The organism is Chryseobacterium vrystaatense (genome assembly GCF_000737765.1).
In the GTDB taxonomy this organism is placed as follows: domain Bacteria; phylum Bacteroidota; class Bacteroidia; order Flavobacteriales; family Weeksellaceae; genus Chryseobacterium; species Chryseobacterium vrystaatense.
On sequence record NZ_JPRI01000002.1, the window covers coordinates 581,860 to 595,461 of the forward strand.

The following is a 13,602-nucleotide window of genomic DNA, read 5'->3' on the forward strand; positions in this document are numbered from 1 at the left end:
AAATCCTCAAACTATAGAAACAAACGATATTCTTACCCTTATGGTAAAAGCTAATGCCCATTTAGCAACTAATACGGATGGAAATGTAGCTTTCATTTCAACCCTGAAAATGGTGAATACTATTAACGACAATGCTATTCCAATGATTGATCCGGCATTCTTTTATGTTAAAAAAGCGTTTTTAACTAATGGACTAACCAGAAGTTATTATGAAATTGAAGGTTTCCAGGAAGCCATTAAGAAGTTCAAAGCTTTTGATAATATTCCAAGCGGAAGTCCCTATAATCTTCAGGGAGTAATCCTTGTTCCATCAAGAGCTGCTTTTGCAAGAGATCCTCATTATCCGTATATCGGAAACAATTCTTTAAGAAACTATTCTTTCAGTTTCAATTTTCAGGTGTATGGAAGAAAAGCAAGACCTACAGATCAGGAATAAATCAAAAAATATACAGTAAAAAAAACGCCTTCATAATGAAGGCGTTTTTTATTTTCTTTATGATCTTGCTTTCTGCTTTACATTTCCCAGAATATCAGGGAAATAAAGATCAGCCAGATGGTCAAATTCATCTCCTCTCATAAACATGGTGGCATCCACTTCTTCATAAGAAGTTCTTCCTGCTGCTGCAATCAGTTCATTACAGGTATGCAACGTATTTTTGTGGAAGTGATATACTCTTTCACTTTTATCAGTCACATCAAGTCCTTTAACAAGCATTTTATCCTGAGTAGCAACACCTGTAGGACAGTTGTTGTTATTACATCTTAAAGCCTGGATACATCCTAATGAAAACATAAAGCCTCTCGCATTATTACACATATCAGCTCCCATTGCTACAGCCCTAAGTATATCTAAACTCGTCAGTACTTTTCCACTGGCAATCACTCTTAATTTACTTCTTAAATTATAATTATTAAGCGTTCTATTAACGAAAATCAAAGCTGGTTCCAGCGGCATTCCTACTCCATCAGAAAATTCCGGCGGTGCAGCTCCGGTTCCTCCTTCTGCTCCATCTATTGTAATAAAATCCGGATAAATTTTTAAAACATTCATCTGTACACAGATATCCTCAAATTCTTTGGTATCCCCAATACAAAGTTTAAAGCCAACCGGTTTACCCCCAGAAAGTTCTCTCAGTTTCTGTACAAATCTTAACAGACCTGCAGCATCAGAAAATGAACTGTGAGACGGTGGTGAAATAACAGTCATTCCTGGCGTGACGTGACGGATCTTCGCAATTTCAGGTGTATTTTTCACACCCGGAAGCACTCCTCCATGTCCTGGTTTTGCTCCTTGAGAAAGCTTAATTTCCACCATCTTTACATTGGGAAGGGTTGCGTACTTTTCAAACAGTTGAGGATTAAATTTCCCCTCTTCATCACGGCATCCGAAATATCCGGTTCCGATCTGCCAGCAAAGGTCTCCGCCCTCCATATGGTATGGAGAAATCCCCCCCTCACCAGTATTATGATAAAAATTTCCTTTTTTCGCACCTCTGTTCAGTGACATCTGTGCTCTGTCACTTAACGCTCCAAAACTCATTGCCGAAATATTAAATAATGAGGCATGATAGGGCTGAGTACACTGTTCTCCTCCCACCCATACTCTCGGAAGTTCTTCTACAGGTGATTTTGCATAGATAGAATGCTTGATCCCCTCATATTTTCTGTGGTTAACTTCTAACTGCGTTCCGAAAGCAACGGTATCACTTAGATTTTTCGCTCGTCTGTAGACTGCAGAACGCTGGTTTCTGGGAAATGGTTTCCCGTCTGTTTCCCTTTCGATGAAATACTGCTGCATTTCGGGTGAAATACTTTCGAAAAAGTACCTGAAGTAACCCAAGACCGGGAAGTTCCTCAAAATAGCGTGTTTCGACTGGTAAGCATTGTAAACACCCAATGCATAGATGGCAGATAACAGGATGGGTATCCAATAATGCGCTCTGATCAGTAATGCGACGATCCATGTAGCAGTTACTAATACAATTCCCCAAGATAAAAACTTATCTCTCATGAATGTAGTATTTAAAAGTTAAAATAAATTTAGTGGAAATTTCGCAAAGAGACTACGCTTTTGCTAAAAAACTTTCGAAGGATGATTGCACAGAAACCGTGCCATCTGACAGGATTTTTTCTAAATTTAGAAATTCAATCTGATTTACGAATGCAGGATCAAAATCTTTCTGGACTCTCACATAGTTTTCAGTGAAGCCATACATTTTTCCATCTTTATTTTCGTGCTCCCAAAGAACAGGAAGCGTTTTCCCAAGCTGGGTCTGATAAAATGCCATTTTTTTCTTTTCAGAAAGTATTCTAAGCATTTTATTACGTTTTTTTCTTTCCGGAATAGGAACTACCCCATCCATATCGGCAGCTTCTGTATTTTCTCTTTCAGAATAGGTAAAAACGTGAAGATAAGTGATTGGAAGCTCATTCAGGAAATTATAAGTCTCCATGAATTTTTCTTCCGTTTCCCCCGGGAATCCTACAATGACATCTACACCGATAGCCGCATCAGGCATTACCTCGCGGATTTTGTTTACTCTGTCATTGTACAGCTTCGTAAGATAACGACGTTTCATTTTTTTCAACAGATCATCGCACCCCGACTGCAGCGGAATATGAAAATGAGGAACAAAGCTCTTGCTTTTCGAAACAAGATCAATACTTTCATCTTTCAGAAGATTTGGCTCAATAGAAGAAATACGTATTCTTTCAATTCCCTCTACTTTATCCAGTTCGGAAATTAAATCAAGGAACGTATGTTCATGTCTTTTATTACCAAATTCACCTTTTCCGTAATCCCCTATATTGACTCCTGTGAGAACAATTTCTTTAATATCCCTTGCAGCAATTTCTGTGGCGTTTTTAATGACATTCTCAATAGTATCTGAGCGTGAAATTCCTCTTGCCAGTGGAATGGTACAGTACGTACATTTATAGTCGCATCCGTCCTGAACTTTCAGAAAAGCTCTTGTCCGGTCACCAATGGAATAACTTCCTATAAAAAAATCGGTTTCTTCAATTTCACACGAATGAACTATTCCTTCATTCTCCATCTTCTCAAGATCATCAAGGTAACTTAAGATATTGAACTTCTCTTTAGCTCCAAGGACAAGATCTACACCGTCGATCTGCGAAATTTCTTCAGGTTTCAGCTGAGCATAACATCCTACGATAACTACCAGTCCTTCCGGATTGGCTTTCATTGCTCTCTTCACGTGAAGTTTACACTCACGGTCAGCGTTTTCAGTTACTGAACAGGTATTGATCACATAGACATCCGCTTTATCATCAAAACTGACTTTATCATAGCCTGCATCTGTCAATTGACGGGCAATAGTAGATGTTTCCGCAAAATTTAATTTGCAGCCAAGTGTATGAAATGCGGCAGTTCCGTGAAAAGTAGACATTTATTTACTCCTGAATTTTATGGGTGCAAAGATAGTAATTTTAATAAGAATTCTAAATCGATTCAGTCTATTATTTATATTCGTCCCTTACTTCAGAACTGTTTTGAAAGCATACGGGAGATGAATTGGGTTCTTCATTTTCACCGGAAAACCTGTCTTTCATTTCATTATTAAATTCCTGAGACTTATTTTTTGCAATAGAAAGTGTTTTCCAATGATCATTTTTCATCATCTTCGCAATATACACGATCTGCCCGATATGATAGGGATAATGGGCAAGCTGGCGAAAAACAGCATCAATTACTGAGTGCGATTCTCCTCTTATGTAAATTATATCAGATAAGTTATGATCATTAATCTGTTCCAAAGCCTCAAAAAGACACTTCCAGCCAGACTCCCAATAATCTACGACTTCATCCTTTGTTTTGAATGTATTGATAAACTCATCATCCCGCTTTCTCCATAATTTTTCTCCGTCTTCCGTGAAAAAATTAGTCCATCTTGAAAGCATATTTCCCGCTATATGTTTTACAATTACAGCAATAGAATTGCTTTCCTCATTAAACTGCCAGAAGATCTGCTCATCGGAAAGCTGTTCGAATGATTTATCTCCTAGGGATTTATAATACTTAAAACGTGTAATAAAAAGATCTTTCATTATATCTAAAATAAAAACCAAGTTACTCATTTTCCCGTATATAAAAGTAAATCGTAATATGGTATGTCAGATCAGTGATTTTATGAAGGATTTGAATTCGTTAGATATTAAACATCTCGAAAAATGGTTTACAGATGAAAGTGTAATCTGGATTCCTCCCACGAAAGAAATTTCAGGGAAGAATAGAATTTTAGCTTTATTCAAAGCTATCTTCCGAAAGTATGACTGTATTGAATGGCAGGTCTTTGAAATTTTCCCACTGGGAGATCAAAAGTATTTCTATCAGACTAAGTCGTACGGAACCATGATTAATAAAGGCATCTATGAAAATAATATCTGTACGGTTGTCCATTTTTCGGAAGCAGGAAAAATCATTTATCTTTCTGATTATTTTAAAGATACACAAGCTTTTAATTAAAGGCTTTATCTTTCATAAGACCAAAATAAAACCACTTCTTTCGAAATGGTTTTATCTTTAAATAGTTTATTATTAAAAAAGCTTAATCTCTGTTTTTAACCACAATCCATCCTGAATACTTGATTGGTGTGTTCATTTTATCATTTTCGTTCCAGCCTACAGAATACCAATAGTTTCCTGTTGTCACTTTCACACCGCCTTTGATGGTTCCGTCCCACTTATAGCCCGTTGATTTATCTACCTGGAAAATCATAGTGCCATAACGGTCAAAGATATTCATCACAAGGTTTTTCTTATTCGCTAATGCTGAATAATCAATCACATCATTATAACCGTCACCGTTTGGAGTGATCACATTGATCAGATTAGGAACCACTATGCTGATTTCTATAGGATCACAGTCATAAGAATCTTTTACAAAAATAGTAGCGTCACCTCTTTTGACATTACTGAATACATTGGAATCCTGCCAGTTGATATTATCCATTGAATATTTGTAAGCAGGAGTTCCCCCCAGAACAAATACCGTCACTGTAGTGCTTGAAATTTCAATACTTGAAACAACAGGCTGCTCAGACGGATATACTTTTACATTTTGCAATACTATACAGTCTCCTGTTTTAAGTTTTACCCAATATGTACCTACACCTACATTTGTGATAGCCTGCGTCGTTGCTCCTGTACTCCATTCGTAGCCATTAAATCCAGGTCCGGCATCTAAAGTGGTTTTATCTTCTACGCAAATAATTTTATCTTTAAGAACACTTGAGTAAACGGGATCAATAACCACCAGAGTAATTTTGGCAATATTATAGCATCCCTGTGCATTAGATACCCTTACATAAACAACACCACTGGGAGCAATGTATGCTGCCGGTGTAGTAATTTCATTGGTCTGATTGGCTGCATCTGTCGCTGAAGGATAATATTTCTTCACAGCCCCGTTCTGCATGGTTACCGATGCTCCTGTAAGGTTAAAAGATGCTGTAGAAGGACTTGTCTGTATAGAACATGATCTTAAAGTAGCATCATTCACTACTACTACAGGATGAAATTTCAATAGGATTTGCGCTATCGCAGTACATCCGAAAGGTGAAATCACTTTCACATAAATTGTTGCCTCTGCGGAAGTAAATGCAGTTGGATTTGTAATTTCATTGATTCCTGCATTGAGATCAGAAAGGGTATTGTAGTATTTCTTGATTACTGCCGGATCTGCAATTACATCTGCTGTTGTCAGATCATACACCGAAGTACCTGCATTATTATTGTTGCACTGAGTCAGCGTTGCATTTTTTGTTGTGATCTTACCATCTCTAAACTTAAATGTTCCGATCTGTTTACATTTATTGAGCGGGCTGTTTGGATTGGTAGGGTCTGTATATCCTATGCTGTAATAGTAAATAGACGTAGTATTTACTGTTGTAGGAACAGTAATAGGATTATTTCCCGTTAAGGCATCATTCTGACTTGTGTGATAACTTACATTAAAGTTTGGATTTCCGTTTAGAATTCCGGCAGACAGTGTAGAAAAATCAAATACAGCCGGATTAACGCATATAATCACTTCTCTGGGATCTGCAGGATTAGCTGCGGGAACTCCCGGCGGATTAAATGGGAATGGCTGTGTATTAGGATCGGTAAAAGGCGATGCCAATGTGGCAGTTCCTCCCCAGGTTAAAGAAAACGGAGCTAACGTTGGATTAAATACATCAACCCAGTTATCGATGTATAGATAATAGGTTTGTCCTGCCACAACATCTAAATACCTGCAGTAAGGAGTAGAGGAACCTCCAATAGCATTGGTAATCGTGCTGGTCATATTTAATCCTGTTGACGGCCCTACTCCTACGACAGTTGCCGCATTACAGCGTATAGGTGAGCCCAAACTACCACAGCTAACATTAGGACCATAAATCGCCCAATCATAATCTGCGTCCGGATCATTAGGAACCAAATCAAAAGTAAGGGTTCCGCTCGTGGCAATTGTAACTTTGTACCAGATCGAATTATGCTCACCTGTTGATAAGCATCCACCTAAATTTTCATTAACGGCTCCGATTCCGAAAGGACTGTAAGTAATATTCGAATTACCACAAACTGCCAAAGCTGTCGCACAATCTGCCTGCGCGAAGAAAGTCTGTGATATCCCGAAAAAAATAAGAAGTAAAAGTTTTTTCATAGATATATAGTTTTTAGTTGATTTGATTTGAAATCACATGGTATGTATTGATTTACAACACATACACCAAATATACCTATATTTTAATCACAAACAATGGATTTTTGAAAATCTTAAATTATTTTAAATAAAATCATTAAATAATTACGATATAACAACATAAACAAGCACTATTTTATACTTGTAATATTTCCACATAAATTTTCAAGATGAAAAATTTTATGGAATGGACTCTTCACTTCCTGAAGGTGTTCTTTATCCTGAATGAACGTATATCTGGAAGCAATGGAGTTCATATCTGAGACAATCACCAGCCAGCATTCATCTACGGAAGTATCGTAATAAGGAAATTTTTCATTTTTTTTATCGATCAGTTCAAGAATCTTTTCGGAGCAGAGTTCATCAAAAAGATTCATGCTGTACTCATGAGTGATAAAAACATTTCTGCGGTGAAAAGATTTTCTCATTCCCTTCACACAACCCACAGCCTTATTCCTTTTGATACTCTTATAAATGCTGACAATATTTTCTTCCTGTTCATCAATATTGTCAAACTTGATATTAGGATGAAATTCTAAAAAATAAACACCACGGTATTTCGCGGTGTCTTCCTGTTCTAATAATATTTCTGCCTGACGGAACATCTTATTTAAATTACTTTCAACTTTTTTCATTTCAAGATGATTGATCACTTCGGTCAATTCTATTCCGATCTTCTTATCGTTAAGTTTTGCGATAAAGTCCGGGCTTTCGCAAGTAAGATCTTCAAATTTAACATCCGGAAAATGATGCATAAAAGAGTTAAGCAGTAAAATCTCAGACTTCTTTCTGTATTTTTCGCGATCATGAAGGAGAGATTCGTCTATTTTACGGTGATACTTTTCCATCGGCTTTTTTTTCAAATGCCGGTTCATGTAGTACAAGCTTAGATTCTTTATTAAATCCTCATCAGAAAATGTCTTTTTCATGGGTGATTTTTTTATGTGACCAAAGAACACATGCTATATTGGTTTCACCGTTAGAAGTTTTTGATTTTCAAAAATTTACATATTAAAGGTAGGTAAAAAAACTATTCATCAGATACTTTTAAATTAATTTATCAAATAATTAATGTAAAGTTTATTTTCATAATCAATACCTTTAGCCATCTAAATACAAAACTGTGATTTATGGATTTTAAAAATTTTAAAATACCTTACAGCATCAATCCACAATATTCTAAAAAAGCTGCTTATTTTTCGATGGAGTTTGCCATCGAACAGGTTTTGAAAATATATTCAGGAGGATTAGGATTTCTGGCAGGGTCCCACATGAGAAGTGCATACAACCTGAAACAGGATCTTATCGGAATAGGAATTCTATGGAAGTTTGGGTATTATGATCAAGCCAGAAACCATGATCAAACCCTTCAGCCTGTATGGACAAAAAAAATGTACAGTTTCCTCGAAGACACAGGAATAAAATTCCAGATCGAGATCCACAGCGCACCGGTATGGGTTAAAGTGTGGTACCTTGATCCCGAAATATTCAACACTGCACCTATGTTTTTCCTTTCTACAGATGTTCCTGAAAATGATCATGTTTCTAAAACCATCTGTCATAAATTATATGATGCTAACGAATCTACAAAGCTTGCCCAATATATCCTGTTAGGAAAAGGAGGAGCTAAGTTACTGGATGAAATGAACACCGAAAGAGATGTATACCATCTGAATGAAGCTCATGGACTTCCCGCTGCATTCTACCTTCTGAAAAAATATAACGGAGACTTAAACAGGGTAAAAGAAAAGTTGGTTTTCACAACCCACACTCCTGAAGAGGCAGGAAACGAAAAACACAATCTGAAACTGTGTTATGATATGTCCTATTTCTCAGGGTTCAGTATGCAGGATGTGAAAAGCATTGAAGGTGCCGATGATGACCGCTTCAACCATTCGTTATGTGCTTTGAAAATGGCAAGAAAAGCAAACGGAGTATCCCAGCTTCATGGTACTGTTTCCAGAGCGATGTGGAGCAAATATCCGGGAATCTGCGAAATTACGTCTATTACCAATGCACAGGAATTCAAATACTGGGCGGATAAACCTCTTTACAACGCCAAGGACGAAAATGATGAAACCGTTTTTGATTATCGCAAAAAACATTTAAAGAAAAGATTATTTACGATCGTTGCTGATCAGACAGGAAACCTGTTCAATCCCAATATTTTCACCATTGTCTGGGCAAGAAGATTTGCTGGCTACAAACGTGCAGATTTGCTGCTGCATGATAAGGAAAGGTTCTACAGATTATTAAACAACCCAAAATATCCGGTACAGATCATTTGGTCTGGTAAACCTTATCCTATGGACTATTCTGCTATCTCCACATTCAATACATTGGTAGAAGAAAGTAAAAATCATAAAAATATGGCTGTTCTTACAGGCTATGAACTTTCTTTAAGCAAGTCTATGAAGCAGGGATCTGATTTATGGTTAAATAACCCAAGGGTACCAAGAGAAGCTTCGGGAACTTCCGGAATGTCTGCTGCGATGAACGGATCTGTAAACCTGTCTACTGATGATGGATGGATTCCCGAATTTGCAAAGCCCGGAGAAAATTCATTTGTTGTTCCAAAAGCAGATTATTTAAACATGAGTATCTACGAACAGGACACTTATGATCTGAATAAACTGTATGAGATTCTTGAAAACGAGATTCTTCCAACGTATTATGATCATCCTGACCGATGGAGAAAAATACAGTATAATGCCATGAATGATGTAAAAGACCATTTCAATAGTGATAGAATGGCAGACGAATATTATAAAATACTTTATAAATAGTTGAAAAGCCTTTCAATAAAAAATTCCGTGAAAAAGTATTCACGGAATTTTTATTGAAATTATTCCTTTTTCTTTTTAGGCACCTTTAAGCCTTTTTCTTTAGCTTCAGAAATTCCAATAGCTATAGCCTGTTTTCTGTCAGTAACTTTTTCTCCTGAAGAGGATTTCAGTTTTCCCTCTTTGAATTCATGCATTACTTTTCCTACTTTGTCCTGAGCTTTATCTGAATATTTTGTTTTGCTCATGATAAAAAATTTAAGATTTTGGCAGGGATACCCCTAATTCATAAACTTCAGCGTGCTTCAAATATTTTGAACGTTCTCTGGAAGTGACCGATTCAAAATGGTCATTCTTAATCACAATAATCGGGTCTTCAATATTTTCGATTTCGAAACTGGCAAAATACCTTTCATCGGGACTTGTTTTATCTTTATTTGCTTTTATTTTCTGCAATTCATCTGCGTATTTTCTAAATCCTGGATCTGATGAGTGAATAAATTTGTATTCGTCCCCGGCATAGACATAATAGTGGAGTTTTTTTTCAATAAGCCCGGCCTCATTTGTAAGTTGTGGGTTATCGTTTCCATCCTTAAATCCAACTTCTACTAAAGTTCCTCCTTTCTTGGCTGCGCATTCTTCAGCATCTTTAAAGCTTGAAAATCCGGTATAAACGATCTGATCGGCTAAAACGTAGCGATTCAGTTTCTGATTGTATGCATTCGTTTCCATAATTATTATTTAATTTGATTCTATATTAATACATTCAATTTTTTTGCCAAATTGTTAATTTTAAAAAATTCACTGGATAATGAATTTTTTTATTATTTTAGAAGTTGTAATTCAAAAAAAATAGTACACTATGAAAAATCTCAAAAAAATGGCAAGAGAGCAATTAAAAGAAGTAAAGGGAGGCGTTTTGCCTGGAATGAAAAAATGCTTAGATCCTGTTACCTGTGAAACCAAAATATGGTACGCAGCAGTAGCTTTGGACAGCCCATGTACTCCATCAGTTCCTCTGTGCCTAACGGAGCTTAATCCGCCTATTGAGTAAGAAGTATTTGTAAAAATAACAACAAAAACAGGATTCCAATGTCCTGTTTTTGTTGTTTTATGTCGTTATATGAGTAAGAATTATTAAATTTGGAATCATTAAAATTAGAAATGAAAAAATTACTCTTAACTCTTACTGTGGCTGTGGCATTCCATAATGTATCGGCACAGGAAATCACTTTAGATAAAATATATTCAGGATATTACCGTGGGAAAGGAATTGCCGGTATTGCTTCCATGAAGAACGGAGAGAATTATCTGGTCATTGAACCGACAGGAATTGCTAAGTATTCGTACAAAACTTCGCAAAAGGAAGGAAATATTGTTGACGGTAAATTTGAGAGTTACGAATTCTCTGATGATGAGTCAAAAATTCTTCTTTTAAAAGAAAGCCAACCTATTTACAGACATTCTTTCCTTGGAAAATTTGATGTTAAAGATTTAAAATCAGGAAAAACAATCAGCTTAAATGATGGGCAGGCACTTCAGGAACCAAGATTTTCTCCAGACGCCACTAAAGTAGCTTTTATTGTAGAAAATAATTTATTCTATCAGGATCTGAACTCGGGAGAAATCACTCAAATAACAAATGACGGCAGGAAAAATTCAATTATCAACGGACTTGCAGACTGGGTATATGAGGAAGAATTCGGGCATGCAAGACAATACGAATGGACAAAGAATTCTGATGCTGTAGTATTTGTAAAATCTGACGAAAGCCAGGTTCCGGAAATTTACATTCCGATCTATGGAAAAAATCTTTATCCAGCTGAAATGCGTTACAAATATCCTAAAGCAGGAGAAAAAAACTCTATTGTTTCAGCTCAGCTGTACCGTCTTGACACAAAAAAGACGATGCCTCTGAATTTAAGTTCTTTCAAAAATTATTATATTCCGAATGTCATTCAGACAGCAAAACCTGACGAAATTGTTTTGGTTACTTCCGAAAGAATTCAGAATGCTTCTGATATTTTAAAGGTTAATACCAAAACCGGAGCTATCCAGAAATTATTCACAGAAACAGATGAAAAATGGATCGATACAGACAGCCCTACCCTTGAATTCCTTGAGGATGATTCTTTCCTTTGGGCCTCTGAAAGAGATGGAAACCGACACCTGTACTGGTATGACAAAGACGGAAAACTTAAAAAGCAAATCACAAAAGGAAACTGGGAAGTAACGGATTATTATGGATTCAATCCTAAATCTAAAGAGATTTACGTTCAGACCACTGAAAAAGGAAGCATCAACAAAGTGATTTCCAAAGTCAATATCGAAAACGGAAAATCTCAGCTGATCTCTAACGCTGAAGGAAATAATTCTGCCAACTTCAGTAAAAACTACAGCTATTTCATTGAAACATCTTCTACAGCTTCAAAACCTTACACTTTTGTATTAAAGGACGGAAATGGTAAAACCGTTAAAGAACTTCAGAATAATAATGATCAGCTTCAGAAATTAAAAGCAGATAACTTTTCAGAGAAAGAATTCATCACTATTCCAAACGGTGCCGGAGACCAAATGAATGCATGGATCATCAAGCCTAAGAATTTTGATCCGAATAAAAAATATCCTCTGTTTATGTTCCAGTATTCCGGACCGGGATCGCAGCAGGTAGCTAATTCATGGGACACAGGAAATACTTTATGGTTTAACCACTTGGTGCAGAAAGGCTATATTGTTGCCTGTGTAGACGGCCGTGGAACAGGATACAAAGGGACTAAATTCAAGAAAGCAACTTATATGAATTTAGGAAAATACGAGATTGAAGATCAGATCACCGCTGCGAAATGGTTCGGAACACAGTCTTATATTGATAAATCAAGAATCGGAATGTTCGGATGGAGTTTCGGCGGGTATATGACCAGTTTAGCGATGACCAAAGGTGCAGATGTTTTCAAAGCGGGAATTGCTGTAGCCCCGGTAACCAACTGGAGATATTATGATTCTGTATATACGGAACGATTCATGAGAACGCCTCAGGAAAATCCGGATGGATATGACAAAAACTCACCTACAGAATATGCAAAACTGTTGAAAGGTAAATTCCTGTTAATTCACGGAACGGCTGATGATAACGTACACTTCCAGAATTCTATGGAATTTTCTGAAGCTTTGATCCAGAATAAAAAACAGTTTGATTTTATGGCCTACCCTGATAAAAACCATGGAATCTATGGTGGACAAACCAGACCACAGCTATATCAGAAAATGACTGATTTCATTATAGAGAATCTGTAATGAAGTATTTATTTGTTTTTTCAATGCTCTTATGCTATTCTTTTGCAGAATCGCAGGCTTTGGCATTGACAAAAGAGAAAATGGAGGTTGCTGTTTTTTCGGAAGGAAATTGGGAAATCAGAAAAATCAAAGATGAATTCAAACTTTCTCAAACAACAGCAATTACCGAAAACGGGGCAAAACTTATCCTGTATAAAGATAAAACATGGAAATACGCAAACATTAAAGACCGCGAGGCTTTTGAAAACATTCCTGTCAATAAGCAGATTCTTACAAAACCATCCTCCGCAGATTCATTGGTAAGAAGTGAATATGCTGATGGTGGTGTTTATTTTAACAAGAAAAAATGGAACGCTTACGAAAGTGACAATCTTCGATTTTCTGAGTATAATTTTGTAAGTTCAGATGACTCAAAACTTTACGGCTATTTCTACTGCATCAATTCGAAAAAAAAGAATATTGAGGTTATTAAAGATGAAGCCATTGGCTCTATTTTGAATCTTCCTAATAATTCAACTTTAAAGAGTACGGAGTACAGAACTGTGAATGGTTTACCTATGTTCCATATATATTATAGCAGAAAACTGGATACCGGCACTTTTGATGTTCTGGATAATTATTTTCAAACTACTTATGGTTATTGCCATATTTCAGCATATACTTACAGCAAACAGTTTACGAAAAACCAAGAAGAACTGGAAAAACTGATCAATGGGCTTTCAGAAGCTGAACAGTGGAAAAGATATGAACAATATCTAGTACCGCCGCCTCCACCTTCAAAATAAACGAATATCTTAATCCCTTTCAAATTCTGAAAG

13 protein-coding genes are annotated in these 13,602 nt (G+C 36.4%); 6 read left to right on the forward strand and 7 right to left on the reverse strand.

Annotated elements, in window-relative coordinates; genetic code table 11:
- Positions 1-309: 309 nt before the first annotated feature.
- On the forward strand, positions 310-579 hold the full coding sequence (locus IW16_RS27185) for a hypothetical protein (protein WP_117590632.1): 270 nt from the start codon (positions 310-312) through the stop codon (positions 577-579).
- Here IW16_RS27185 and IW16_RS08255 read toward each other — a convergent pair.
- From IW16_RS08255 to IW16_RS08265, 3 genes are all read right to left on the reverse strand, one after another.
- The gene (locus IW16_RS08255) at positions 494-2,011 is read right to left on the reverse strand and encodes an FMN-binding glutamate synthase family protein (protein WP_034742051.1); all 1,518 of its coding nucleotides are present in this window, start codon (positions 2,009-2,011) and stop codon (positions 494-496) included. The genes IW16_RS27185 and IW16_RS08255 overlap by 86 nt on opposite strands.
- A 52-nt stretch (positions 2,012-2,063) precedes the next feature.
- Positions 2,064-3,410 carry a tRNA (N(6)-L-threonylcarbamoyladenosine(37)-C(2))-methylthiotransferase MtaB gene (mtaB, locus tag IW16_RS08260; RefSeq protein ID WP_034742054.1) on the reverse strand — a complete coding sequence of 449 codons (1,347 nt, stop codon included), beginning with the start codon at positions 3,408-3,410 and terminating at the stop codon, positions 2,064-2,066.
- A gap of 70 nt (positions 3,411-3,480) precedes the next feature.
- A complete protein-coding gene (locus tag IW16_RS08265; protein WP_051890018.1) occupies positions 3,481-4,068 on the reverse strand; it encodes a DUF1572 family protein in 588 nt (195 codons plus the stop codon).
- Between the two features lie 82 nt (positions 4,069-4,150).
- Here IW16_RS08265 and IW16_RS08270 point away from each other — a divergent pair, with 82 nt between their 5' ends.
- On the forward strand, positions 4,151-4,486 hold the full coding sequence (locus tag IW16_RS08270) for a nuclear transport factor 2 family protein (RefSeq protein ID WP_131327862.1): 336 nt from the start codon (positions 4,151-4,153) through the stop codon (positions 4,484-4,486).
- A gap of 82 nt (positions 4,487-4,568) precedes the next feature.
- Here IW16_RS08270 and IW16_RS08275 read toward each other — a convergent pair whose 3' ends face one another.
- The gene (locus tag IW16_RS08275) at positions 4,569-6,668 is read right to left on the reverse strand and encodes a T9SS type B sorting domain-containing protein (protein WP_034742063.1); all 2,100 of its coding nucleotides are present in this window, start codon (positions 6,666-6,668) and stop codon (positions 4,569-4,571) included.
- 170 nt (positions 6,669-6,838) lie between these two features.
- Entirely contained in the window at positions 6,839-7,636 is a 798-nt protein-coding gene (locus IW16_RS08280; RefSeq protein WP_034742066.1) for a hypothetical protein, read from the reverse strand.
- Between the two features lie 201 nt (positions 7,637-7,837).
- Here IW16_RS08280 and glgP point away from each other — a divergent pair, with 201 nt between their 5' ends.
- Entirely contained in the window at positions 7,838-9,493 is a 1,656-nt protein-coding gene (glgP, locus tag IW16_RS08285) for an alpha-glucan family phosphorylase (protein ID WP_034742069.1), read from the forward strand.
- A 59-nt stretch (positions 9,494-9,552) separates the two neighbouring features.
- On the opposite strand, the gene IW16_RS08290 is transcribed toward glgP, so the two are convergent.
- Positions 9,553-9,738: a DUF6496 domain-containing protein gene (locus tag IW16_RS08290; RefSeq protein WP_034742072.1), complete on the reverse strand. Its 186-nt coding sequence runs from the start codon at positions 9,736-9,738 to the stop codon at positions 9,553-9,555.
- A gap of 10 nt (positions 9,739-9,748) precedes the next feature.
- The gene (locus IW16_RS08295; RefSeq protein WP_034742075.1) at positions 9,749-10,222 is read right to left on the reverse strand and encodes a hypothetical protein; all 474 of its coding nucleotides are present in this window, start codon (positions 10,220-10,222) and stop codon (positions 9,749-9,751) included.
- Positions 10,223-10,352: 130 nt separating this feature from the next.
- Here IW16_RS08295 and IW16_RS08300 point away from each other — a divergent pair, with 130 nt between their 5' ends.
- The 3 genes from IW16_RS08300 (at position 10,353) to IW16_RS08310 (ending at position 13,569) form a co-directional block, all read left to right on the forward strand.
- Positions 10,353-10,544, forward strand: coding sequence for a bacteriocin-like protein (locus IW16_RS08300; RefSeq protein ID WP_034742079.1), 192 nt, complete (start codon positions 10,353-10,355; stop codon positions 10,542-10,544).
- A 110-nt stretch (positions 10,545-10,654) separates the two neighbouring features.
- A complete protein-coding gene (locus IW16_RS08305; protein ID WP_034742082.1) occupies positions 10,655-12,784 on the forward strand; it encodes a S9 family peptidase in 2,130 nt (709 codons plus the stop codon).
- Entirely contained in the window at positions 12,784-13,569 is a 786-nt protein-coding gene (locus IW16_RS08310) for a hypothetical protein (RefSeq protein WP_034742085.1), read from the forward strand. Before IW16_RS08305 ends, IW16_RS08310 begins: the two co-directional genes overlap by 1 nt.
- The last annotated feature ends 33 nt before the right edge of the window (positions 13,570-13,602 follow it).

What these genes read in the sequence shown, in the direction of transcription:
- IW16_RS08255 (WP_034742051.1), bottom strand. Translation starts at nt 2,011, where the DNA reads ATGAGAGATAAGTTTTTATCTTGGGGAATTGTATTAGTAACTGCTACA.
- IW16_RS08265 (WP_051890018.1), bottom strand. Translation starts at nt 4,068, where the DNA reads ATGAAAGATCTTTTTATTACACGTTTTAAGTATTATAAATCCCTAGGA.
- IW16_RS08295 (WP_034742075.1), bottom strand. Translation starts at nt 10,222, where the DNA reads ATGGAAACGAATGCATACAATCAGAAACTGAATCGCTACGTTTTAGCC.
- IW16_RS08300 (WP_034742079.1), top strand. Translation starts at nt 10,353, where the DNA reads ATGAAAAATCTCAAAAAAATGGCAAGAGAGCAATTAAAAGAAGTAAAG.
- mtaB (WP_034742054.1), bottom strand. Translation starts at nt 3,410, where the DNA reads ATGTCTACTTTTCACGGAACTGCCGCATTTCATACACTTGGCTGCAAA.
- IW16_RS08305 (WP_034742082.1), top strand. Translation starts at nt 10,655, where the DNA reads ATGAAAAAATTACTCTTAACTCTTACTGTGGCTGTGGCATTCCATAAT.
- IW16_RS08290 (WP_034742072.1), bottom strand. Translation starts at nt 9,738, where the DNA reads ATGAGCAAAACAAAATATTCAGATAAAGCTCAGGACAAAGTAGGAAAA.
- IW16_RS08310 (WP_034742085.1), top strand. Translation starts at nt 12,784, where the DNA reads ATGAAGTATTTATTTGTTTTTTCAATGCTCTTATGCTATTCTTTTGCA.
- IW16_RS08280 (WP_034742066.1), bottom strand. Translation starts at nt 7,636, where the DNA reads ATGAAAAAGACATTTTCTGATGAGGATTTAATAAAGAATCTAAGCTTG.
- glgP (WP_034742069.1), top strand. Translation starts at nt 7,838, where the DNA reads ATGGATTTTAAAAATTTTAAAATACCTTACAGCATCAATCCACAATAT.
- IW16_RS08270 (WP_131327862.1), top strand. Translation starts at nt 4,151, where the DNA reads ATGAAGGATTTGAATTCGTTAGATATTAAACATCTCGAAAAATGGTTT.
- IW16_RS08275 (WP_034742063.1), bottom strand. Translation starts at nt 6,668, where the DNA reads ATGAAAAAACTTTTACTTCTTATTTTTTTCGGGATATCACAGACTTTC.